The organism is Methylobacterium sp. J-059, from assembly GCF_022829485.1.
GTDB lineage: Bacteria > Pseudomonadota > Alphaproteobacteria > Rhizobiales > Beijerinckiaceae > Methylobacterium.
Genome location: NZ_JAKSYA010000052.1, coordinates 123,085 through 143,322, shown reverse-complemented (window position 1 = coordinate 143,322; position 20,238 = coordinate 123,085). Strand labels below are relative to the sequence as shown.

General features: G+C 73.1%; 21 protein-coding genes. 8 read left to right on the top strand and 13 right to left on the bottom strand.

Features of this window, described 5'->3' with window-relative positions:
* Positions 1-6 precede the first annotated feature (6 nt).
* Entirely contained in the window at positions 7-1,605 is a 1,599-nt protein-coding gene (locus MKK55_RS05880) for a gamma-glutamyltransferase family protein (RefSeq protein ID WP_243933715.1), read from the bottom strand.
* 464 nt (positions 1,606-2,069) lie between these two features.
* Here MKK55_RS05880 and MKK55_RS05875 point away from each other — a divergent pair, with 464 nt between their 5' ends.
* Entirely contained in the window at positions 2,070-3,503 is a 1,434-nt protein-coding gene (locus MKK55_RS05875; RefSeq protein ID WP_243933724.1) for a carbohydrate porin, read from the top strand.
* A 41-nt stretch (positions 3,504-3,544) separates the two neighbouring features.
* Here the strand turns inward: MKK55_RS05875 and MKK55_RS05870 are convergent, their stop codons facing one another.
* Together MKK55_RS05870 and MKK55_RS05865 are read right to left on the bottom strand one after the other, a co-directional pair.
* Positions 3,545-3,805, bottom strand: coding sequence for a DUF6894 family protein (locus tag MKK55_RS05870; protein ID WP_147728908.1), 261 nt, complete (start codon positions 3,803-3,805; stop codon positions 3,545-3,547).
* Positions 3,805-4,515 (bottom strand): Crp/Fnr family transcriptional regulator, encoded by a 711-nt coding sequence (locus MKK55_RS05865; RefSeq protein ID WP_243933713.1) that lies wholly within the window; start codon positions 4,513-4,515, stop codon positions 3,805-3,807. The genes MKK55_RS05870 and MKK55_RS05865 overlap by 1 nt, the downstream gene beginning before the upstream one ends.
* Positions 4,516-4,792: 277 nt before the next feature.
* Between MKK55_RS05865 and MKK55_RS05860 the strand changes: the two genes are divergently transcribed.
* The 3 genes from MKK55_RS05860 to MKK55_RS05850 are packed head-to-tail and all read left to right on the top strand — an operon-like array spanning position 4,793 to position 7,882.
* Positions 4,793-6,052 carry a helix-turn-helix domain-containing protein gene (locus MKK55_RS05860; protein WP_243933712.1) on the top strand — a complete coding sequence of 420 codons (1,260 nt, stop codon included), beginning with the start codon at positions 4,793-4,795 and terminating at the stop codon, positions 6,050-6,052.
* Positions 6,049-6,291 (top strand): hypothetical protein, encoded by a 243-nt coding sequence (locus MKK55_RS05855; protein ID WP_147728911.1) that lies wholly within the window; start codon positions 6,049-6,051, stop codon positions 6,289-6,291. Before MKK55_RS05860 ends, MKK55_RS05855 begins: the two co-directional genes overlap by 4 nt.
* Before the next feature lie 58 nt (positions 6,292-6,349).
* Complete coding sequence (locus tag MKK55_RS05850; protein WP_243933711.1) at positions 6,350-7,882, top strand: cation:proton antiporter; 1,533 nt, start codon at positions 6,350-6,352, stop codon at positions 7,880-7,882.
* Between the two features lie 127 nt (positions 7,883-8,009).
* On the opposite strand, the gene MKK55_RS05845 is transcribed toward MKK55_RS05850, so the two are convergent.
* From MKK55_RS05845 to MKK55_RS05830, 4 genes are all read right to left on the bottom strand, one after another.
* Positions 8,010-8,318, bottom strand: a complete 309-nt coding sequence (locus MKK55_RS05845; RefSeq protein ID WP_243933710.1) for a helix-turn-helix domain-containing protein — start codon at positions 8,316-8,318, stop codon at positions 8,010-8,012.
* Positions 8,311-8,649, bottom strand: a complete 339-nt coding sequence (locus MKK55_RS05840; protein ID WP_243933709.1) for a type II toxin-antitoxin system RelE/ParE family toxin — start codon at positions 8,647-8,649, stop codon at positions 8,311-8,313. Before MKK55_RS05840 ends, MKK55_RS05845 begins: the two co-directional genes overlap by 8 nt.
* A 154-nt stretch (positions 8,650-8,803) precedes the next feature.
* Positions 8,804-9,748 (bottom strand): glutathione synthase, encoded by a 945-nt coding sequence (gene gshB, locus MKK55_RS05835; RefSeq protein WP_147729325.1) that lies wholly within the window; start codon positions 9,746-9,748, stop codon positions 8,804-8,806.
* Between the two features lie 123 nt (positions 9,749-9,871).
* Positions 9,872-10,135 (bottom strand): hypothetical protein, encoded by a 264-nt coding sequence (locus MKK55_RS05830; protein WP_147729324.1) that lies wholly within the window; start codon positions 10,133-10,135, stop codon positions 9,872-9,874.
* A 541-nt stretch (positions 10,136-10,676) separates the two neighbouring features.
* Here MKK55_RS05830 and MKK55_RS05825 point away from each other — a divergent pair.
* From MKK55_RS05825 to metB, 3 genes are all read left to right on the top strand, one after another.
* Complete coding sequence (locus tag MKK55_RS05825; RefSeq protein WP_243933708.1) at positions 10,677-10,868, top strand: hypothetical protein; 192 nt, start codon at positions 10,677-10,679, stop codon at positions 10,866-10,868.
* 133 nt (positions 10,869-11,001) lie between these two features.
* Positions 11,002-11,826 carry a hypothetical protein gene (locus tag MKK55_RS05820; RefSeq protein ID WP_409566022.1) on the top strand — a complete coding sequence of 275 codons (825 nt, stop codon included), beginning with the start codon at positions 11,002-11,004 and terminating at the stop codon, positions 11,824-11,826.
* Positions 11,827-11,940: 114 nt separating this feature from the next.
* On the top strand, positions 11,941-13,104 hold the full coding sequence (metB, locus tag MKK55_RS05815) for a cystathionine gamma-synthase (RefSeq protein ID WP_243933706.1): 1,164 nt from the start codon (positions 11,941-11,943) through the stop codon (positions 13,102-13,104).
* A 29-nt stretch (positions 13,105-13,133) separates the two neighbouring features.
* Here metB and MKK55_RS05810 read toward each other — a convergent pair whose 3' ends face one another.
* The 3 genes from MKK55_RS05810 to MKK55_RS05800 form a co-directional block, all read right to left on the bottom strand.
* Positions 13,134-13,391 carry a hypothetical protein gene (locus tag MKK55_RS05810; protein WP_147729018.1) on the bottom strand — a complete coding sequence of 86 codons (258 nt, stop codon included), beginning with the start codon at positions 13,389-13,391 and terminating at the stop codon, positions 13,134-13,136.
* A 121-nt stretch (positions 13,392-13,512) separates the two neighbouring features.
* Positions 13,513-13,908 (bottom strand): alpha/beta hydrolase family protein, encoded by a 396-nt coding sequence (locus tag MKK55_RS05805; protein ID WP_243933705.1) that lies wholly within the window; start codon positions 13,906-13,908, stop codon positions 13,513-13,515.
* A 292-nt stretch (positions 13,909-14,200) separates the two neighbouring features.
* Complete coding sequence (locus tag MKK55_RS05800) at positions 14,201-14,650, bottom strand: MarR family winged helix-turn-helix transcriptional regulator (protein WP_147729017.1); 450 nt, start codon at positions 14,648-14,650, stop codon at positions 14,201-14,203.
* Positions 14,651-14,732: 82 nt separating this feature from the next.
* Between MKK55_RS05800 and MKK55_RS05795 the strand changes: the two genes are divergently transcribed.
* Complete coding sequence (locus tag MKK55_RS05795; protein ID WP_147859938.1) at positions 14,733-16,517, top strand: chloride channel protein; 1,785 nt, start codon at positions 14,733-14,735, stop codon at positions 16,515-16,517.
* 21 nt (positions 16,518-16,538) lie between these two features.
* Here the strand turns inward: MKK55_RS05795 and MKK55_RS05790 are convergent, their stop codons facing one another.
* Genes MKK55_RS05790 through MKK55_RS05780 form a run of 3 tightly spaced genes read right to left on the bottom strand, consistent with a single transcriptional unit; the run spans position 16,539 to position 20,223 of the window.
* Positions 16,539-17,228, bottom strand: coding sequence for a hypothetical protein (locus tag MKK55_RS05790; RefSeq protein WP_243933704.1), 690 nt, complete (start codon positions 17,226-17,228; stop codon positions 16,539-16,541).
* Positions 17,216-17,950: a DUF1214 domain-containing protein gene (locus MKK55_RS05785; protein ID WP_147859939.1), complete on the bottom strand. Its 735-nt coding sequence runs from the start codon at positions 17,948-17,950 to the stop codon at positions 17,216-17,218. The genes MKK55_RS05790 and MKK55_RS05785 overlap by 13 nt, the downstream gene beginning before the upstream one ends.
* 5 nt (positions 17,951-17,955) lie before the next feature.
* Positions 17,956-20,223 carry a transglycosylase domain-containing protein gene (locus MKK55_RS05780; RefSeq protein WP_243933702.1) on the bottom strand — a complete coding sequence of 756 codons (2,268 nt, stop codon included), beginning with the start codon at positions 20,221-20,223 and terminating at the stop codon, positions 17,956-17,958.
* Positions 20,224-20,238: the final 15 nt, after the last annotated feature.

Genomic DNA, 20,238 nt, shown 5'->3' with positions numbered 1-20,238 from the left:
GTTCCCTCACAACCCCAGCGCGCCGCCGTCCGAGCGCGGGTCGTGCGTCGCCTCGATCCGCCCGTTCCTGGCGTAGCGCACCAGCATGCCGGCGTGGCCGAGCGAGTCGATGTAGGCGCCGCCGAGCTCCTCGATCCGGTGGCCCATGCGCTCGAGGGCGCGGATGCAGGCCGGGTCGAAGCGGTCCTCGACCTTCACCGTCAGCGATTCCGCGCCCCAGGTGCGGCCATAGAGCAGGCGCGGGGCGTCGACCGCGTCGGCGGGGCCGCGGCCGTAATCGGCGTAGCGGGTGAAGATCTGCGCCTGGAACTGCGGCTGGCCGTCGCCGCCCATCGAGCCGTAGGCCATCACCCGGCCGTCGTCGAAGCAGGCGAGCGCCGGGATCAGGGTGTGGAACGGGCGCCGTCCCGGCTCCAGCGGGTTCACGGCGTCGGCGTCGAGCGAGAACGACGTGCCGCGGTTCTGCCAGTGGATGCCGGTCTTCGGCAGCACGCAGCCCGAGCCGTATTCCCAGTAGATCGACTGGATGTAGGACACGGCCAGGCCGTCGGCGTCGATCGCGCCCATCCACACGGTGTCGCCCTCGCCGGGGTTCCGCAGCGGGATCGCGGCGGCGCGCGCCATGTCCACCTGCGCCGCCTCGCGGGCGAGGCTTTCGGGCGTGAGGTAGGTCGCCGGGTCCGAGGTCAGGCGGTCGTGGTCGGTCACCACCCGGTCGCGGATCGCGAAGGCGCGCTTCGTCGCCTCGATCAGCCCGTGGTAATGCGCCGTGGTCTCCGCCTGGCGGATGTCGAGGCGGTCGACGATGCCGAGGATCAGCAGCGCCGCCAGGCCCTGCGTCGGCGGCGGGAAGTTGTAGAGCGTCGCGTCGCGGCGGCGGATCGAGAGCGGCGCGCGCTCGCGCGGCTGGTAGGCCTTGAGGTCGGCCCGCGTCACCGGCGCGCCGAGGCGCTCGAGGTCGGCGGCGATCTCGCGGCCGACGTCGCCGCGGTAGAAGTCGTCGAGCCCGGCATGGGCGAGCTGCTCCAGGGTCGCGGCCAGCGCCGGCAACCTCCGCACGTCGCCCACCGGCCACGGCTTGCCCGCCTTGAGGAACGTCGCGGAAAAGTTCGGGGCGTCGTGGAGGGTGTCGAGCTCCTTCGGCACGTAGCGCCCCTCCGAGGGCGAGACCGGGCAGCCCTCGCGGGCGTGGCGGATCGCGTCGGCGAGCAGCGTCTCCAGCGGCAGCCTGCCGCCGAGCGCCCGCGACAGCTCCAGCGCCAGCCGCCAGCCGCCGACGGCGCCCGCGACCGTGACGCAGGCGTCGGGGCCGCGGGACGGGATCGCGTCGAGCTCGCGCTCACGGTAGCGCGCCCGGGTGGCGAGCGCGCCGGCCGGCCCGCAGGCCTCGATGCCGCGCACCCGGCCGCCCTTCTCGCGCACCAGCCAGAACCCGTCGCCGCCGATGCCGTTCATGTGCGGGTAGACCACGGCGATCGTCGCGGCCATCGCGGTCATCGCCTCGATCGCGTTGCCGCCCTGCGCCAGCACGGTCTGCCCGGCCTGCGCGGCGCGGTGGTGCGGGGCGGCGACGGCGCCGTGGGAGAAGACGGGTGTCTCGGGCATGGTCTCGCTCACGGCTGGCGACGGATCGGCCGGCTGTACGAAAACCGTGCCGCGGGCGCAAAGCCGCGGGCCTCGTCGAAGGGATCGCGCGAAGCGCCGACGCGGCCCCCGCTCCGGTCCGGGAGAGGTCGGGGTGCGACCTGTCCGGAAAGACCTGTCCCCCTCGCCGTGTCCCTCTCCCGCATCCAAGTCGGGTCTCTCCGATTTGGACACAGGACGGGCAGGTTTGGGCACACGACGTGCAGTTCTCGGGCAAGCCCGAGATCTGTGAGAGCGAGGAGATCCGCGCTTCATCGGCCCTCCGAAGCATCCCTTCGGCCCGGAACCCGGCCGGTGTGCTTAACCTGCACGGGACAGGCCCGTTCGGTGGGGCTAGGATCGGGCCACGAGCGCTTCAGGGTTCAGTCGTGTCGCGTCCAGCCCCCCTTCCGCGCAGCCGCCTGCTCCCTTGCCTCGCCGCCGCGATGCTCGGCCTCCCGACGCTTGCGCAAGCGCAGCAGGCATCGCCGGCGCCCCCGGTCATTCCGGTGATCCGCGAAGGCGCCGGCGGCGACGTGCGGACCTCGGTGGCGCAGCCCGAGACCACGAGCCAGACCTCGGGCGGCTATGCCCGCTCGGTCGAGCCCTATCTCGGGCCGCTCGGCGATCCGTTCGGCCTGCGCCCGGTCCTGAAGGAGCGGGGCATCCAGTACAGCCTCACCTACATCACCGACGTGCTCGGCAACCCGACCGGCGGGATGCGGCAGGGGGCGGTGGTCGAGGACCGGCTGAACCTGCGGCTCTACCTCGACCTCGACAAGCTCGCCGGCTGGCAGGGCGCGAGCGTGCACGCCAACGCCTACTTCATCCACGGCACCGGCCTGTCGCGCTACTACGTCGGCAACCTGCTCGACGTCAGCGTGATCGGGGCGCTGCCCGCGACCCGGCTCTACGTGCTGTGGTTCGACCAGCAGTTCCTCGACGGCAAGCTCGGCCTGCGCATCGGCCAGCAGGCCGCCGACACCGAGTTCTTCGTCAGCCAGACCGCGACGCTGTTCGTGAACTCGAGCTTCGGCTGGCCGGCGATCACCAGCGCCAACCTGCCTTCCGGCGGCCCGGCCTATCCGGTGGCGGCGCCGGCCGTTCGCGTAAAATTCGAGCCCGGCGGCGGCCTGTCGTTCCAGGCCGGGATCTATGACGGCGATCCGGCCGGCGCCAACCGCCCCGGCGACGACGCGGAGGAACAGCGCCTCAACCGCACCGGCACGAACTTCCGCACGAACGACCCGGCCCTGATCGTGGCCGAGGCGGCCTATTCCTACAACACCGAGAAGGGCTCGACGGCGCTGCCGGGCACGGTGACGTTCGGCGGCTGGCAGCATTTCGGCCGCTTCGACGACCTGCGCCGCGACACGCTCGGCCTGTCCCTCGCCGACCCGGCCTCGTCCGGCGTGCCGCGCCAGCGCCGGGGCAATGCCGGCCTCTACGCGATGATCGACCAGAGCCTGCTGATCGAGCCCGAGAAGGACGACGAGGGCCTGTCGGTGTTCGTGCGCGCCTCGCTCTCGCCGACGCGCTCCAGCCTGATCTCGGCCTACGTCGATGCCGGCCTGGCCTACAAGGGCCTGATCCCGGGGCGCGACGACGACACGATCGGCGCCGGCATCGCCTATGCCCGCTACGCCGACGACGCGCGCCGGGCCGACACCGACACCATCCTGTTCACCGGCACCGCGATCCCGCGGCGGCGGGCCGAGACCGCGCTGGAGGCGACCTACCAGGGGCTGGTGGTGCCGGGCTTCACCGTGCAGCCGGACGTGCAGTACATCATCCGCCCGAGCGGCGGCGTCGCCGACGCGGACGGGCGCCGGCTGAAGAACGCCACCGTGCTCGGGGTGCGGGCGACCGTGCAGTATTGAGCCCGGGCAGCGCGCCGGCCCGCGGCCGCGAGGCCGGCGGGTCAGCCCGGGCCGTCCTCGTCCGGGACGGTGTCGCCGAACGGCACCGTGAGCACGCGCTCGCCGGCCTCGTCGGCGATCTCGAAGCTGCACACCATCCAGTCGCGGATCAGCGTCAGGCGGTCCTGCGCGATCATCCGGCGGGCGACGGCGAGCGCCCGCGCGCGGGCGGCCTCCACGTCGGCGAGCTCGTCGCCCTCCTCGTCGATCGCCAGCCCCGCCGGGCCTTCGCGGTGCCGGACATGGAAGAAGTACCGCGGCATCACAGGCTCCCGATCAACCGGGCGTACTCGCGCTCGGGCAGGCCGTAGCCGTCGTCCACGACCGCCTCCAGGCCTTCGCGGCTCAGGATCGTGATGCGGCCGCGCCGCGCGCGGATCAGGCCGTGCCCCTCCAGGGCCTGGACCGCCAGGGTCGTGCTGCTGCGCTGCGCGCCCAGCATCAGGGACAGGAACTCGTGGGTGAGCACGAGGTCGTCGCCCTCCAGCCGGTCGTGGCACATCAGCAGCCAGCGGGCGAGGCGCACGTCGATGTTGTAGGCCGCGTTGACGAAGGCGGTCTGCGCCGTCTGCAGCATCAGGATCTGGACGAAGCGCAGCAGCAGCCCGCGCAGGGTCGGGCTCTCGTCGACCGCGGCCAGCAGGTCCGCGGTGGCGATGGACAGCATCCCGCCCGGGCTCTGGACGAAGTGGTGGAACGGCGACCGGTCGACGGCGAGCAGCACCGGCGCGGCCCCGACCAGGCCCTCCCGCCCGATCACGCCGATCTCGACCCTGCCGGCGGCCCCGCTGACGATCGAGGCGAGGCTGTCCTCGGGGAAGTACAGCGTCCGGATCGGCTCGTCGGGCGCGATCAGGGTCTGTCGCAGCTCGGTCGCGACCGGCTGCAGGGCCGGCTGGAGCAACGCGAAGTCGGCGGGCGAGAGCGCCCTCAGCAAGCGGTTGCGGACGCTGGATCGCTGCGGTGCCGGCATCGCTCGGTCCCGATCGGGCAAGAGCACGCGCTGTCTCCCAGGCGCCCGCGCCTCGTCTCCCCGGCAGGCGATGGGCCAGATGAGCGCTCGCCCGCCGCGAGGTCAATCGAAAAGTTTCGCGCCTCGATGTTTGTATGATTGCAGACAGACCCAAGTGTTGGCTATCATACTGACGCTCCCGTGCCTCTTCCGGGCGGCATTCGCGTATGTCTAGAATTCGAAACCTTGCTCTCTGCGCTGCTCGAAGGGGCGGCCGCCTTCGCGTCCGGAGATCCGAATGAAAGACGTGGCCCAGCAACCGGCGGTGCTGGTCGCCGAAGCCGACGCGATCGTCGCCATGGATCTGAGCGACGCCCTGGAGGGGGCGGGCTACCGGGTGCTCGGGCCGTTCGCGACGGCGGCCGAGGCGCTGCTGTCACTGGAGCGGGAGGCGCCGAGCGTGGCGGTCGTCGACCTGGTGCTCAAGGAAGGACCCTCCGACGCCCTGATCGCGCGGCTGCGCCAGTGCCGGCTGCCCTTCCTCGTCCATTCCGGCCTCGAGCGCGACGACCCCACCGCCCGCGACGTCCGGGACGAGGCCTGGCTGCGCAAGCCGGCGCTGCCCTGGGACGTGGTGGCCCTGCTCGACGCGCTGACCCTCGACGAGCCGGCCATCGACCAGCCCGCCCTCGACGAGCCGGCTTTGGCCGCCGCCGGATCGGCGCCGGCGCATGAGGGGGCGGTCCATGCGCCCCCGACCCACGTCGAGCCCGTCGGCCGCGCGTCCGCCGGCGATGCGCCGACCGCACCGGTCCGGCGGCTTCGGGCGGCCAGGGGCCGCAACCCGCTCGTGCGCAAGCTCGAGGGCTTCGCGGCCCTGTCGGAGGCCGACGAGGCGCTGCTGGAGCGGATCAGCGCCCCGTCGCGGATCGTCCCGTCGCAGACCGACCTCGCCCGCGAGGGCGACGCGCCGCAGGGCGTGTTCCTGATCCTGGAGGGCATCGCCTGCCGCCACAAGGTGCGCGCCACCGGCACCCGCCAGATCACCGCCTACCTGGTCCCGGGCGACCTCTGCGACCTCGACGTGGCGTTGCTGGACGCGATGGACCACTCGATCACCACGCTGTCGGCCTGCCGCGTGGTGCTGATCCCGCCGAGGACGGTGGTCGAGGTGATGGAGAGCCATCCCCGGATCGCCCGCGCGCTCCGGATGACCACGCTGGTGGACGAGGCGACGCTGCGCGAATGGCTGGTGAACGTCGGCTGCCGCTCGGCCCTGGAGCGGCTCGCGCACCTGTTCTGCGAGCTTCGCATCCGGCTGCAGGTGGTGGGGCTGGCCGAGGACGACAGCTACGACCTGCCGCTCACGCAGCTGGATCTCGCCGACACCACCGGCCTGTCGAACGTGCACCTCAACCGCACGCTGCAGGAGCTGCGCCGGTCCGGGCTCATCGAGTTCCGCGGCAAGCGGGTGCGGATCATCGACCTGCCCCGGCTGAGGGCGCTGGCCGAATTCAAGCCCAACTACCTCCATCTCGGCGAGCGGGCCGCCGCATGAGCCTGTTCCTGCAGCCCGTGCAGGTCGCCACGGGAAGCGACGACCACGAGAGCCGGCTCGTCTTCTCCGACGGCTTCCTCGTCGCCGTGCTGGTGCGCCTGTCCGACCAGCACGAGGACGGGGCGGGCCGCTGGTTCCTGGAGGCCGGCTTCGGGCCGCTCGACGACCCGCGGGCCCCCGTCTTCGTCGACCTCGACGCGGCACAGGCCTGGATCCGCGACCGGCTCGGCAAATCCTGAACTCGGCAAATCCCGAGCTTGCTCCGCCGCGCCGCCCGCAGCGCCCTATCTCCGATCCATGATCATCTTCGATTGGGTCGTCGGCGTCCTGTTCGGCGCGGTGCTTCTGGCCGCTTTCGCGCGGCGGATCGGGGCGCCGTATCCGGCCTTCCTGGCGCTCGGCGGCGTCGGGCTGGCCTTCGTGCCGGGCGTGCCGAACCTCGAGCTCGACCCCGAGCTGGCGCTGGCGCTGTTCCTCGCCCCCGTGCTGATGGATGCCGGCTACGCCACCTCGCTGCGCGACCTGCGGGTGAACTGGCGCCCGATCGCCGGCCTCGCCTTCGGCGCGGTGGCGGTGACGACGATCGCCGTCGCCGTCGTCGCCAAGCTGCTGGTGCCGGGCATGCCGCTCGCCGCCTGCATCGTGCTCGGCGCGATCGTCGCGCCGCCCGACGCGGTGGCCGCGCTCTCGGTGCTGCGCCACGTCTCGCTGCCGCACCGCCTCACCACCATCCTGCGCGGCGAGAGCCTGCTCAACGATGCCGGCTCGCTGCTGATCTACCGGCTCGGCGTCGCGGCCGCCGCGAGCGGCGCCTTCCACGCCTCCGAGGCCGGCCCGACCTTCCTCGTCGGCGTGGTCGCGAGCCTGGTCGTCGGGCCGCTCGCGGGGTTCGCCTTCGTCGCCGGGATGCGGCGGGTGCAGGATGCGGCCAGCACCATCGTGCTGCAGTTCGTGGCCGCCTTCGGCATCTGGATCGCGGCCGAGCGCCTGGAGATGTCGGGGGTGCTGACGCTGGTCGCCTTCGCGATCACCGTGGCGCGCGGCACCCCCGGCATCACCGCGCCGCGCACTCGCATCATCTCCTACGCGGTCTGGAACACCGCGGTGTTCGTGCTCAACGTGCTGGCCTTCGTGCTGATCGGCATCCAGATCGGCCCGATCCTGCAGCGCCTCGCCGGCGCCGACCAGCTCGGCGCGCTCGCGCTCGCCGGCGCGGTCTTCGCCACGGTGGTGCTGGTGCGGATCGCCTGGGTGCTGCCGGCCTCCGCCCTGCCCGGCCTCGCCTTCGCCGAGCCCGGCGGCCACGCCTTCCGCGGCGCGATCGCGGTGTCGTGGGCGGGGATGCGCGGCATCCTCACCATCGCCACGGCGCTCGCCCTGCCGCAGGGCTTCCCCCAGCGCGACCTCATCGTGTTCGCCGCCTTCGGCACGGTGCTCGGCACCCTCGTGGTCCAGGGCCTGACCCTGAACCCGCTGCTCGCCCGGCTCGGCCTCGAGGACGACGACCCGGTCGGCCGCGAGGTGGGCCGCGCCCGGGCCGAAGCCTACCGCGCGGCGCTCGACAGCCTCGAGGGGGCCGAGGACGACGCCGGCACCGAGGCCCTGCGCGAGGAGCTTCGCGGCGCGCTCGCGGCGGCCGAGGACCACGACGAGGGCCGCGCCCCGGAATCGCTGCCCACCGACGGCCTGCGCCGCCGCGCCATCGGCGCCGCCCGCGACACGGTCATGCGCCTGCGCCGCGAGGGCGCGATCGGCGACGACGCCTACTTCGTGCTGGAGGAGGAGTTCGATTGGGCCGAATTGAACGCGACGCCGAAATCGGAGACGTGAGACCTGAGGCTTCGTCCGCAGTCGCCCGGCGTCGAGGAGCGCCAAACGATCCGGCCATCGCCGATCGACCGGATGCGCGCCGGACCATGGACGTCGCGCGGGGACCTGGACGTCCCGGGGCGGTGCCTCACGCCTGGCGGCCCAGCGTCTCCTCCACCAAGCGCGGGTTCGTCGCGATCATCGCCAGAAGGACGAGCGCAGCGCCCCGCGGCTGCCGGCGCCGGGTCTCCCACTGACGCAACGTACCGACGGGGACGCCGATGCTCGCGGCGAAGGCCGGCTGGGCCTTGCCCGTACGCCGCCGGATCTCGGCGACGTCGATCGCATCGGGAACGTGGACGACCATGCCGGATACGGCCTCGCCCCCCCCATGCGCCGCCGCCTGCTCGAGCCCGGCGACGATATCGCCGTACACGTCGTTCGTCACGTCAATCATCGGCACGCCCTTCCTTGAGCTTCAGGCTCCACTGGCGCTTCAGGCTCTTGGTCAGGCCGTGCATGACCTCGATCTGCGCCTTGGTGAAATTGGCCTGCTGTCCTTTCGGCAGGATCGACAGGAGATAGGCCGGCACCCTGTCGCCGAGATAGGCCACCATCACGCGGTACCCGCCCGAGCCGCCGAAGCGGACCTTCCGCACGCCGCCCGAGCCGCGAACCACATCGCCGCCGCTTGGATCGGCTGCGACCTGATCGACGATGCGCGCGCGTTCGTCCGGCGTGAGCCCGAGCCTGTCGCAGCGTGCGAGGTACGCCGCCGTCTCGGACACGGTGTGCAGCGGCCTTGGCATGGTGCGATATAGGTCATTGACACCGTCAGTCAATGGCGCAGTCGCGGGCGGCGGCATCCGCTTCCGCGGCAGTCCTTCGCGCCGGAATACGGCGAGGCTCCGCGACGGACGCGCCCCGCCGAGCCGCTTCGCCTCAGCCCGCCACGCGCGCCTCGATCGCGTCCCACACGCTCACGGCGAGGTCCGGGCCGCCCAGGCGCTTGATCGCGCGGATGCCGGTCGGGGAGGTGACGTTGATCTCGGTGAGGTGCCCGTCGATCACGTCGATGCCGACGAGGATCAGGCCGCGGCGGCGCAGCTCCGGGCCGATCGTGGCGCAGATCTCGCGCTCCCGCTCGGTCAGGTCCGAGGGCCGGGCGGCGCCGCCGCGGACCATGTTGGAGCGGATGTCGTTCAGGGCCGGCACGCGGTTGATCGCGCCCATCGGCTCGCCGTCGACCAGGATGATGCGCTTGTCGCCCTCGGTGATCTTCTCGAGGAAGCGCTGCACCACCCACGCCTCGCGGAAGGTGACCGAGAACAGGTCGAACATCGAGCCGAAGTTCGGGTCGGTCTCGGAGACGCGGAACACCGCCGCGCCGCCGTGGCCGTGCAGCGGCTTCATCGCCACGGTGCCGTGCTCGCGGCGAAAGTCCTCGATCTCCGCCTTGTCGCGGGAGATCAGCGTCGGCGGCATCAGGTCGGGGAAGTCGAGGACGAAGAGCTTCTCCGGCGCGTTGCGGACTTCAGCCGGGTTGTTCACCACCAGCGTCTGCGGGTGGATCTTCTCCAGCATGTGGGTCGCGGTGATGTAGGCCATGTCGAAGGGCGGGTCCTGGCGCATCAGCACCACGTCGGCCTCCGACAGGTCGATCCGCTCGATCTCGCCGAGCGTCGCGTGCGCGCCCTCCACGTCCTGCACGGTCAGCGCCTGCACCCGCGCGGTGACGCGGCGGCCCTGCATCGAGAGCCGGTCGGGGGTGTAGTAGATCAGCCGGTGGCCGCGCGCCTGCGCCTCGAGCAGCAGGGCGAAGGTGGTGTCGCCGGCGATGCGGATCGCCTGGATTGGGTCCATCTGGACCGCAACGGTCAAAGCCATGTCGTCGGGCTCCACTCATGACGCGGCCGGCTCCCTGGGGAATCGCCGCATCCCCCCGGACCGAGCCGGCCGCTCGTCGTCCGCATCGTCGCTTCGGGCGCGTCGCGGACGCGCCCGGACCGATCAATCCTCCGGCATCGACTTGCCGCCGGTGCGCTTGTCGTAGTCGCCGATGGCGTTGCGGCACTCGGGCGAGAGGCGCTTGCGGTTGCGCGTCATGCAGGCCTCAGCCGCCGGGCTGTTCGGGTCGACGCCCGCGCAGAGGCGGAAATAGTCGTTGGCGCAGCCGAGCTGCAGCCCCTGGTCCTCGCGCTGGGCCTGCGCCGGGCTGCCGGCGAGCGCCAGCAGGGCGAGCGGGAGGGCCGCCAGCGCCACGGGGCGGAGCATCCGGGGCAGCCTTGCGCCACGGGCGTGTCGAAACGTGTCCAGTCGCATTCAGCGTGGTCCTTGCTTGTCGGTCATGGAATCCCGGGCGGCGGGTCCGAGAGGGGCGCATCCGCGAATGGCACGGCATATCGGGCCCGACGGTCGCTAGGCAAGCGCCCTGACCGTGCGACGGTTCCGCTGCGGCCGCTCCGCCACCGCAACGCAGCATCGGCCGCGATCCCCCGGGCGACGGCGTCCGCCGGCACGGATCGGCCCGGCGCAGAAGAAGGGCCCCGCCCGGGTCGCGAGCAGGGCCCAGTCGTTGGGAGGAAACGCCCGCCATGGGCGGATCCGATCCTGCAAGGGGCAGGCCAACGGCGTGCCGGGGCCGGCACGCGCCGCGCGACGAGGCTCCGCACGCCGTTCTTGCGAGCGCGTCTCGGGGAAACGATACGTTAACCATGGCGTGCTGATCTGCCGGCCATCGACACGCCGTCGCCCTTGCCGACGCCCCGCCCCGGGGCCCGGGCGCGATGCCCGGATCAGCCGACAGGTGCCCCCCATGACCGTCTCCCGACCCGCCGCCCTCCGTTCCGACCCGCCGGCCGTCGACGACGTCGCGCCGCGCGTGCCGGCCGGCCGCGTGGTGCCGTTCCCCGCCGCGCCCCGGCCCCCCCGGCGTCCCGAGGCCGGCGAGCGCCGCGGCGAGATCCTGCTGTTCCTCGGCGTGCGCTACGAGCGCCTCGCCTCCTGATCCGGCCCCCGGCGGGCGACCCGCCGGCCCGACGATCCCCGCGTCCCACCCCATCGACACCCGAACGAGGCGGACCATGCCAAGTCAGGGCCGGCCGAGTCAGCCCCGGCCGAGTCAGGCCCGGCGCGTGCCGATTCCGATCGCCGGCGCCCGGCGCCGCGCGAGCCCGGTCGCGACCTGCGCGCTCACCGCCGCGCTCCTCACCGCGCTGCTGGCCGCCTGCGCCCAGGAGGGCGATTTCGGCCGCCCGAAGGCCGGCGCCTGGAACAGCCTGGTCGAGACCACCGGGACGCTGGCCGCCCGCGAGCGCGAGGAGCCGGCCTCCGCCTTCCCGCTGACCGACGAGGAGCAGACGCTGCGCGCGCGCGCCTGGCGCTTCCTGATGCCGGCGGCCCCCGAGGCCGCGTTCGTCGACGTGCTCGCCAACCTCACCCGCGCCCGCGTGCTGCCGCCCTCGTGGCGCCCGGGGGACGTCGCCGCCTATCACGACGCCCTCGTCGCCGAGCCCGCCCGCTCGCCGGTCTCGCGCTACCGCCGGCTGTCCGAGGACGCGACCGCCGACGCCCGGCTGATCCCGCCCTTCGTCGCGATCGCCGCGCGGGTGATCGACGCCGACGTCCTGCGGCTGCGCAGCCTTCCCTTCGCCAGGGCGCTCGACGATGTCGACGTGCGCAACGCCGCCATGCGGGTGGCCGAGAACCGATGCCTGATCGCCTGGGTCCGGCTCGAACTGGCCGAGCGCACCGCGCGCTACCGCTACGCGGTCGAGCACCTCGTCGTCGCGCTGCCCGGCCCGGAGGCCGTGGGGGCGGAGCGCAGCATCGGCGTGCTCGCCGCCCGCCGCGCGCTGCTCGACCCGCTGCTCCCGCGCGAGGCCGCCTTCCGCTGCGGCCTCGTGCCCGGCGAGGATGGGGCCGCGGCGTTGCCGCCGGTGCGCCCGCTGGTCGTGAAGGACTGAAAGGCGGCGCGCGACGTCACGTTCCGTTGTAAGATCGTTTCGTCCTCTATAAAGAACGCCTCGGCGGGGCCGTCGGATCGCACCGCGGACCGATTCCCGGGAGGAGGGGAAGCGATGACCGAACCGAAAGCAGCGCGCACGATCGCGGCCACCAACGGCGTGGCCGAGGACACCGCGTACGGCGCCGTCATCGCCCCGATCCATCTCTCGACGACCTACAAGTTCCCGGCCTTCGAGAAGCCGGGGCCGTACGACTACTCGCGGCTGGGCAACCCGACGCGCGACCAGCTCGCCGACACCATCGCCAAGCTCGAGGGCGGCGCCCGCGCGGTCGTGGTGTCGAGCGGCATGGCGGCCCTCGACCTGGCGCTGTCGAGCCTGCGGCCGGGCGACCTCCTGATCGCCCCGCACGATTGCTACGGCGGCACGCACCGCCTGCTCAGCCTGCGCAGCGCGCGCGGGCACTACACGGTTGCCTTCGTCGACCAGAACGACCCGGCGGCTTTGGCCGCGGCCTTCGCGGGAAGGCCCAAGGTCGTGCTGATCGAGACGCCGAGCAACCCGCTGATGCGCGTCGTCGACGTCCGCCGCGTCACCGGGCTCGCCCGCGAGGCCGGCGCGCTCTCGGTGGTCGACAACACCTTCCTGTCGCCGGCCCTGCAGCGGCCCCTGGCGCTCGGGGCCGACCTCGTCGTGCACGCGACCACCAAGTTCCTCAACGGGCATTCCGACGTGGTCGGGGGCGCGGTGGTCGCGGCCGACGCCAAGGTCGGCGACGAGCTCGCCGCCTGGGCCAACACCATCGGCGTCACCAGCTCGCCGTTCGACGCCTACCTCACGCTGCGGGGCGTGCGCACCCTGTTCGTGCGGATCGAGCAGCAGCAGAAGACCGCCGGGCGTCTCGCCGCGTTCCTGGCCGGCCACCCGGCCGTCGCCGCGGTGTACTATCCCGGCCTTGAGACCCATCCGGGCCACGCCCTCGCCAAGGCGCAGCAGAGCGGCTTCGGCGCCATGCTGAGCTTCGAGCTCGCGGGCGGGCGCGAGGCGGTGCGGCGGTTCGTGGCGGTGCTGCGGGTGTTCACGCTGGCCGAGTCCCTCGGCGGGGTCGAGAGCCTGATCTCGCACGCCGAGACCATGACCCATGCGGCGATGGATCCCGAGGCGCGCGCGATCGCCGGCATCACCGGCGGGCTGCTGCGGCTGTCGATCGGGCTCGAGGCGGAGGACGACCTCCTGGCCGACCTGTCCCGCGCGCTCGACGCCCTCCCGCCCGCCTGAAGGTCCGCGCGGCGGCCGCCCGCGCCGGCTCAGCCGCCGCTGCCCGGGCGTTCCGCTTCGCCGCGCATCGCGTTGAGGACGCGGCGCCGGGCCTGGGGATCGCGGATCGAGAGCCAGAGCTGCAGCAGGGACGCCAGCTCGCCGAGCTCGCCGGCCGACTGTGCTCCGGCCTCTCGCTCTCCGGCCCCTTGCGCTCGGTCCCCGTGCGCTCCGGCCGCGAAGGCTTCCACGGGTAGCCCGAGGGCGTCGGCGATCGCTTGCAGGGAATGCACGTTGTCGTTGACCATGCCATCGGTACGAACGTACCGGTCGGAAGGTTGCTGGTTTGAATACAAGATCCATACAATTCGGCCGCGGATCGCCACACGCTTTCGTGAGGGGATCGCGTCGCGGCGCAGGCGACCGTTCTCAGGCCGGCGGATCGTCGCGCAGGATCCGCATCGCGCGTCCCTCGGCCTCGTGCCGGTGGATCGGCTCGACGCGGCCGCCGAGGTGGCGGCCGAGGAAGGCTTCGGCCCGGGCGTGGAAGGCGAGGCTGTTCTCCGGCCGGGCGAAGCCGTGGCCCTCGTCGGGGAACAGCAGGTAGGTGACCGGGATGCGCTTGGCGACGAGCGCCGCGACCATCTGGTCGGATTCCGCCTGCCGCACCCGCGGATCGTTCGCGCCCTCCGCGATCAGCAGCGGCACCCGGATCCGGTCGGCGACGTGGACCGGCGAGCGCGCGCGGTCGACCGCGTAGGCCAGCGGGTCGGTGGTTCTCGTGGCCGTCCGTGTCCTGCAGGTAGAGCAGGTGGCGCCCGTCATAGGCCCATTCGTAGTCGCGGATGCCGCGGTGGCGGTCGGCGGTCACCGGCGCGCCGGAAGCCGGGTCGCCGGCCGGCCCGACCCGGAGGTTCAGCACGCCCTCGACCGGCGCGAGCCAGGCCAGCCGCGTCCCGTCGCGGCTGATCCGGTAGGCGGTCCGCAGCGGGTTGCCGAACAGGTGCGCCCGCGGGATCAGCTCGATCATCGAGGTCGTCCTCCCGCGCCGCCGGCCCGCGGCCGCTCCGCCCGGCATTCGGACCGGAGCGCCCCGGTTCCGCAAGCCCGGCGCTCCTCAAGGGCACCCGGCGTCGGGCCGGCCGTGCACGCGGTCGAGGGCCGTGGCCAGGGCGGTGGCCAGCGCCGGCTCCAGCGTCTGAAGCTCGGCGAGATGGGCCGTCGTCAGCTGCTGCAGCACCGCCATCGCCTTCGGCGTCAGCGTCAGCGCCATGCGGCGCCGGTCCCGGGCCTCAGCGGCCTTGGTCAGGAAGCCCTTGTCGACCATGCGCGCGACCAGCTCCGCCGCGGTCTGCGGCGCGATCAGCAGCTGCTCGGCCACGAACCCGACGGTGGGCGGCCCGTCATGCCCGGCGATCGCCAGCAGCGCCTGATGCTGCTGCGCCGGCAGGCCGACCTTGCCGGCCGCCGCCTCGCTGAAGGCGAGGAAGCGCCGCAGCTCCAGCCGGAAGCGCGCGATCGCGGCATAGGCCTCCCGCGAGAGGACGGGCCCCGCATCCGAATCCATCGGGCATCTCCGGTCAGGGGTTTAATATATCGTATTACGATATATATCGGGCGTCATCGCATCCTACAGGAGGTTCGACCGCATGCAGGCCACCCAGCCAGCCGCGCCCGCCGGGCGTCGGGCTCTCGGCGATTTCCGGACCGACCGACGCCTCGTCCGCCTCTGCGCCATGGCCGTGATCATCGGCCTCGGCAGCACGGTCGCGGCCTGGGCCCTGCTCGCGCTGATCGCCTTCGTGACGAACCTCGTCTGGTTCGGCCGGGTCGACGCGACGGCGACCTCGCTGGCGCGGGCGACGCCGTCGCTCTGGATGGTCTGCGTGCCGCCGCTCGGCGGCCTGGTCATCGGCCTGATGGCGCGGTTCGGCTCCGAGAAGATCCGCGGCCACGGCATTCCCGAGGCGATCGAGGCGATCCTGATCGGCGGCAGCCGCATGTCGCCGAAGGTCGCCGTGCTGAAGCCGGTCTCGTCCGCGATCTCGATCGGCACCGGCGGCCCGTTCGGCGCCGAGGGGCCGATCATCATGACCGGCGGCGCCATCGGCTCGCTGTTCGCGCAGTTCTTCCACTTGAGCGCCGCCGAGCGGAAGACGCTCCTCGTCGCCGGCGCCGCCGCCGGCATGACCGCGATCTTCGGCACGCCGGTCGCCGCGGTGCTGCTCGCGGTGGAGCTGCTGCTGTTCGAGTGGCGCCCGCGCAGCTTCATCCCGGTGGTGGCCGCCGCCGTCACCGCCACGATGCTGCGGCCGGCGCTGTTCGGGTCCGGCCCGCTCTTCCCCTTCGCCGCCGACCCGGTGCTGCCGTGGTGGGGGCTCGCCGCCTGCGTCGCCGTCGGCGTCGTCGCGGGGCTGCTCTCGGGCGTGCTGACGACGCTGCTCTACGGGATCGAGGACGCGTTCGAGCGCCTGCCGATCCACTGGATGTGGTGGCCGGCGCTCGGCGGCCTCGCCGTCGGCCTCGGCGGGCTGGTCGAGCCGCGCGCCCTCGGCGTCGGCTACGACGTCATCGCCGACCTGCTCGGCGGGCACATGCTGGTCCGGGCCGTCCTGCTGATCCTGCTGGTCAAGGCGGCGATCTGGCTCGTCGCGCTCTCGTCCGGCACCTCGGGCGGCGTGCTCGCGCCGCTGCTGATCCTCGGCGGGGCGATGGGCTGGCTCGTCGGGTCGGTGCTGCCGGGCGAGCCCGGGTTCTGGGCCCTGCTCGGCATGGCGGCGATGCTCGGCGGCACGATGCGGGCGCCGCTCACCGGCACGCTGTTCGCCGTCGAGCTGACCGGCGACGTCCACGCGCTGCCGGCGCTGCTGGCGGCGTCGGCGGCCGCCTACGGGGTGACGGTGCTGCTGCTCAAGCGCTCGATCCTGACGGAGAAGATCGCGCGGCGCGGCCAGCACATCACCCGCGAATACGGCATCGACCCCTACGAGCTCACCCGCGTCGCCGCGGTGATGGTGCCCGCGGTCGAGACGCTCGACGCCGGCCTGACGCTCGCCGAGGCGGTCGCGGCGGTGGAGGCGGGGCGCCACGACGCCTACCCGGTGGTGGACGGCGCGCACCGCCCCGTCGGCCTCGTCACCCGCGGCGACGCGCTGCTGTGGCGGGCGGAGGGGAACCGCGCGGGCGAGCGGCTGAGCGAGCGGGTCTCGGATGGGTCGCTGGCCGTCGTCCATCCGGGCGACGTCGCGGCGCACGCCGTCGACCTGATGCTGACGACCGGCCAGGGCCGCCTGCCGGTGACCGATGCGGAGACCGGCGCGCTGGTTGGGCTCGTCACGCGCAAGGACCTGCTGCAGGTCCGCGCCGCCGTGAACCGGTCGGAGGCCGAGCGCCGGGCCTACTTCGCGCGGAAGCGGCCGGCGCCGACGGCGTGACGTCGGCCGTTCGGCTCCATGTCAGCCGTTCGGCTTGGCCCGGCCGGCCGGCGGCGGGCTTGTCGGCGAGGGACTTGCGGGCGGCGGGCTCGCCGGCGACGCGCTGGCCGGCGCCGGGTCGGGATCCGGCTCGTCCGGGCTGTCGGTGGTGCAGGAGACCGCCTTCACCGCGTCGTTGGCGGCCTGCCGCTGGCTCGGCAGGGCGGCGATGACGCGGACCACGACGAATCCCTGGTCGCTCGGGGCGACGATCCGCACGTCGCGGCTCGGCTCGTTCTCGTCGTCGCTGGCGAGCGCCGCGTCGTACTGCGCCCGGGTCAGCACCACGAGGTCGAGGGCGCCGCGCACCGCCGCCTGGTCGGTCACCGCGTAGAAGGCGCCCTTCCGCCCGTGCACCGCCAGCGACAGCATCATCGCGCCGGTGCGGGCCGAGACCCGCATCGGGCCGTCGTCCAGGTCGTAGGCGCAGACGCCGACTGCGACCGACGGGTCGGGGATCGGCAGCCACGCCTCGGCCGGCGCCGCCTCGCCGTGGGTCGCCAGCGTGTAGACCCGCTGCGGGTGCTCCAGGCTCTCGCTGGAGCGGGCGCGGGTGAGGGCGTCGGTCTCCGACAGGGCGGGAATCGCGAGCACCGTCGCCACGTGGACGATGCCGGCGAGCGCCAGCCCGCAGGCGGTGGCGTAGATGACGCGCAGGTTCACGAGGCGCATCCCGTCCGGGTGATGGCCGGGACGGCGTCGCGGTCGAGCGTCCCGGCGCTGGCGGCCACGGGGGTGTCGTAGAGGCGCAGCGCCAGCCGGATCGGCCCGCTGGCGCGCGGGCTCGGCAGCCAGTTGCCGGGCTCGACCTCGGGGCCGAGGAGGATCGCGAAGCGCCCGTCGGCCTCGCGCAGGATCTCGGTGGCGGTGAAGCCCTCGCGTACCGGCTGGCGGCCGGGCTCGGGCGCGCCGCGGCCGGCCACCGTCAGCGTCCAGGCGCGGGCCGGCGGGGTGACGCCGGCGATGCGGTAGGTGCAGGTCGCGTCGAGCGCCCGCCCGGCATCGTCGACCGCGGCGGTGAGCAGCAGCCCCTCGCCGACCGCGAGCGGCACCTCGCCCCGGCGGGCGTTGACGGCGCGGGTATAGGGGTCGGCCGCGGTCGAGCCGGCCCGCGGCCACGCGGTCCAGGCCCCCACCGTGACGCCGCCGAACGGGTAGCCGCCCCGCGTCGCCCAGTCGGCGCTGGCAAGCCCGAGGCCGGCGCCGAGCGCGAGCGCGTAGAGGGCGAGCGCGGCCGGCGAGGCACCGGAGGCGAGCTTCCGCAGGCGGCCGGCGGCCGTGCCGGTGCCCCTGTCCGTGCCCCTGTCGGTGCCTTGCCGCGGGCTCGGCTCGCGCCGCGCGTCCGCGGCCTGCGGCGCGACCGCCGTCGCGGCCGGATCGATGCCCGACGCCATGGCCGTCACCGGGTCTCGAAGCGGCCGCCGACGGAGCGGGTGCCTTCGGCGACGTCGCGGGTCGTGGCGGCCGGCGCCAGGCTCGCGCCCGGGCGCGGCTCGCCGGCGGCGGGCTTGGCCTCGCCCGCATCGGGCCGGGCCCGCTCGACGGTGCGGAACAGGCCGTTGAGGCCGCCGATCACCTCGAAGCTCCGGCGCGAGAGCTTGCCGTAGCTGGTCGCGGCCGGATCGGTCGGGGCGGCGGCGGCGGCCTGGGCGGCGGCGGCGTTCGGGGCCTTGAGCCCCGGCAGGGGCTTGAGCTCGATGCCCTGGTGGGCGACCTCGAGCACGTCGTGCCAGGCGGAGGCGGGGAGCGAGCCGCCGGTCATCTTGTTGGTCGAGGTGTGGTCGTCGTTGCCGAACCAGACCGCGGCGACGTAGTTGCCAGTGTAGCCGACGAACCACGCGTCGCGGTAGGCGTTCGTGGTGCCGGACTTGCCCGCGACCTTCATGCCCTCGAGCTGCGCGCGGCGGCCGGTGCCCTCCTCGACCACCTTGTTCAGCATGTAGTTCATGTCGGCCACGACCTGGGTCGAGAGCACCTGCTCGGGCTTCTCGTCGTCGTGCCGGTAGATCACCTCGCCGCTGGAGTTCTTCACCTCGGAGGCCGCGTAGGGCTTCGCCTTGCGCCCGCCGTTGGCGAACACCGCGTAGGCCGCGGCCTGGTCGATCACCGTCACCTCGGCCGAGCCGATCGGCAGCGAGACGGAATCAACCAGCGGGGTGGTGATGCCCATGCGGTGGGCCGTGTCGATGATCTTGGCGCGGCCCGCCTTCGCCGCCGGGAAGTCGCCCTTGATCCCGAGGCCCTTGCCGATGGCGATCGAGACCTTGATCGGGATCGTGTTGATCGATTTGGCCACCGCGAGCCACATCGGCTGGCGCCCGGAATAGGAGCGGCCGTAATTCTGCGGGCACCAGTTGCCGAGGCAGACGGGGCTGTCGACGACCACCGTGTCCGGCCGGAACAGGCCCGAGCTCAGCGCCGCCGCGTAGACGTAGGGCTTGAACGACGAGCCGGGCTGGCGCAGCGCGTCGGTGGCGCGGTTGAACTGGCTCTCGCCGTAATCGGCGCCGCCGACCATCGCGCGCAGGGCGCCGTCGGGATCGAGGATCACCATCGCCGCCTCGTCGACGTCGTAGGCCTCGCCGGACTTGCGCAGGATGTCGGCCACCACCTGGTCGGCGCGCTTCTGGATGCCGAGGTCGAGCGGCGTCTTCACCGTCAGCACCCGGTCGCTCTTGAACTTGCCCGCGTCGGCCATGGCCTTGATCTCGCCGAAGGCCCAGTCGAGGTAGTAGTCGGCGGTGATGTCGCGGGTGCGCGTCACCGGCGTCGCTGGGTTGCGCAGCGCCGTCTGGATCTGCCCCTCGGTGACGAAGCCGGCCTCGACCATGTTGTGCAGCACGTCGACGGCGCGCGCGCGGGCCGCCGGAAGGTTGACGCTCGGCGCGTACTTGCTCGGCGCCTTGAACAGGCCGGCCAGCATCGCGGCCTCGGCCAGGCTGATGTCCTTCAGCGGCTTGCCGAAATAGTAGTCCGCCGCCGCCACCGCGCCGAAGGTGCCGCCGCCCATGTAGGCGCGGTCGAGGTAGAGCTTCAGGATCTCGTTCTTGGTCAGGTGGCTCTCGAGCCACAGGGCCAGGAAGGCCTCGTTGATCTTGCGCTCCAGCGAGCGCTCGTTGGTGAGGAACAGGTTCTTGGCGAGCTGCTGCGTGATCGACGAGCCGCCCTGGGTGTTGCCGCCGCCGCGCGAGTTGTTGACCAGCGCCCGCATCGTGCCGATCGGGTCGATGCCCCAGTGCTCGTAGAAGCGGCGGTCCTCGGTCGAGACCAGGGCCTTGATCATGATGTCGGGGAATTCGTCGAGCTTGAGCGAGTCGTCGTGCTTGATCCCGCGCCGCCCGACCTCGGTGCCGTAGCGGTCGAGGAAGGTGACCGCGAGGTCCTGCTGCTTCAGCCAGTTGTCGCTGGTGAGGTTGAAGGCGGGCTGCGCCATCGCCAGCATCAGGATCGCAGCCCCGGTGCCGAGCGTCGTGGCTTCGCTCGTCAGGTCGAGCGCGACCCGCTTCCAGCCGCGGAAGGCGAAGACCTTCATCCGCTCCTGGAAGCGGCCGTAGGCCGAGCCGCCGGAGACGCCGCTGTCGTAGAGGCCCGCATTGACCCACGCGTCGAAGGCCAGCGACGCGTGCCTGATGCGGGTGAGGAGACGAGAGACGTTCAGCAGGCGCACGACGGGGTTCCGGCT

What these genes read in the sequence shown, in the direction of transcription:
- MKK55_RS05880 (WP_243933715.1), bottom strand. Translation starts at nt 1,605, where the DNA reads ATGCCCGAGACACCCGTCTTCTCCCACGGCGCCGTCGCCGCCCCGCAC.
- MKK55_RS05875 (WP_243933724.1), top strand. Translation starts at nt 2,070, where the DNA reads ATGCTCGGCCTCCCGACGCTTGCGCAAGCGCAGCAGGCATCGCCGGCG.
- MKK55_RS05870 (WP_147728908.1), bottom strand. Translation starts at nt 3,805, where the DNA reads ATGCCGCGGTACTTCTTCCATGTCCGGCACCGCGAAGGCCCGGCGGGG.
- MKK55_RS05865 (WP_243933713.1), bottom strand. Translation starts at nt 4,515, where the DNA reads ATGCCGGCACCGCAGCGATCCAGCGTCCGCAACCGCTTGCTGAGGGCG.
- MKK55_RS05860 (WP_243933712.1), top strand. Translation starts at nt 4,793, where the DNA reads ATGAAAGACGTGGCCCAGCAACCGGCGGTGCTGGTCGCCGAAGCCGAC.
- MKK55_RS05855 (WP_147728911.1), top strand. Translation starts at nt 6,049, where the DNA reads ATGAGCCTGTTCCTGCAGCCCGTGCAGGTCGCCACGGGAAGCGACGAC.
- MKK55_RS05850 (WP_243933711.1), top strand. Translation starts at nt 6,350, where the DNA reads ATGATCATCTTCGATTGGGTCGTCGGCGTCCTGTTCGGCGCGGTGCTT.
- MKK55_RS05845 (WP_243933710.1), bottom strand. Translation starts at nt 8,318, where the DNA reads ATGATTGACGTGACGAACGACGTGTACGGCGATATCGTCGCCGGGCTC.
- gshB (WP_147729325.1), bottom strand. Translation starts at nt 9,748, where the DNA reads ATGGCTTTGACCGTTGCGGTCCAGATGGACCCAATCCAGGCGATCCGC.
- MKK55_RS05830 (WP_147729324.1), bottom strand. Translation starts at nt 10,135, where the DNA reads ATGCTCCGCCCCGTGGCGCTGGCGGCCCTCCCGCTCGCCCTGCTGGCG.
- MKK55_RS05825 (WP_243933708.1), top strand. Translation starts at nt 10,677, where the DNA reads ATGACCGTCTCCCGACCCGCCGCCCTCCGTTCCGACCCGCCGGCCGTC.
- metB (WP_243933706.1), top strand. Translation starts at nt 11,941, where the DNA reads ATGACCGAACCGAAAGCAGCGCGCACGATCGCGGCCACCAACGGCGTG.
- MKK55_RS05810 (WP_147729018.1), bottom strand. Translation starts at nt 13,391, where the DNA reads ATGGTCAACGACAACGTGCATTCCCTGCAAGCGATCGCCGACGCCCTC.
- MKK55_RS05805 (WP_243933705.1), bottom strand. Translation starts at nt 13,908, where the DNA reads ATGACGGGCGCCACCTGCTCTACCTGCAGGACACGGACGGCCACGAGA.
- MKK55_RS05800 (WP_147729017.1), bottom strand. Translation starts at nt 14,650, where the DNA reads ATGGATTCGGATGCGGGGCCCGTCCTCTCGCGGGAGGCCTATGCCGCG.
- MKK55_RS05795 (WP_147859938.1), top strand. Translation starts at nt 14,733, where the DNA reads ATGCAGGCCACCCAGCCAGCCGCGCCCGCCGGGCGTCGGGCTCTCGGC.
- MKK55_RS05790 (WP_243933704.1), bottom strand. Translation starts at nt 17,228, where the DNA reads ATGCGCCTCGTGAACCTGCGCGTCATCTACGCCACCGCCTGCGGGCTG.
- MKK55_RS05785 (WP_147859939.1), bottom strand. Translation starts at nt 17,950, where the DNA reads ATGGCGTCGGGCATCGATCCGGCCGCGACGGCGGTCGCGCCGCAGGCC.